Genomic DNA, 360 nt, shown 5'->3' on the forward strand with positions numbered 1-360 from the left:
AACAAGGGCAAATACCTCTTCAATGTAAAATCCATGAGCCAGGTGTTTCGAGCCAAATATATAGCAGAGCTCAGAAAGAGTGACTTAAAAATCCCTCAAAAAATTTACAATGACCTATTCCGTAAAAAGTGGGTGGTTTATGCCAAAGAGCCTTTTAGAAGTCCAAAATATGTGATAGAATACTTGGGCAGATATACCCACAAAATAGCCATTAGCAACCACAGGATTGCAACTATTGATAGTAAAAATAAGCAGGTTGGCTATTTCGGAGTGATGGTGCCACGTGTTTCGGTCAAACCGTGCCACTTTGAAAGATACTGCAATTATATAAAATTTTATTGTTATTCGTTCTTTAAAGCT

The 360-nt window shown here is 36.9% G+C and carries 1 protein-coding gene and 1 pseudogene; one reads left to right on the top strand and one right to left on the bottom strand.

The window, feature by feature from the left end; translation table 11 throughout:
• A pseudogene (locus ACFFU9_RS13330) lies at positions 1-228 on the top strand (transposase); the annotation flags it as partial.
• Here ACFFU9_RS13330 and ACFFU9_RS13335 read toward each other — a convergent pair.
• On the bottom strand, positions 115-360 hold a 246-nt coding region (locus tag ACFFU9_RS13335), incomplete at its 5' end, for a hypothetical protein (RefSeq protein WP_379861976.1). The pseudogene ACFFU9_RS13330 and the gene ACFFU9_RS13335 overlap by 114 nt on opposite strands.

It is taken from the genome of Mariniflexile ostreae, assembly GCF_042427585.1.
GTDB lineage: Bacteria > Bacteroidota > Bacteroidia > Flavobacteriales > Flavobacteriaceae > Pseudalgibacter > Pseudalgibacter ostreae.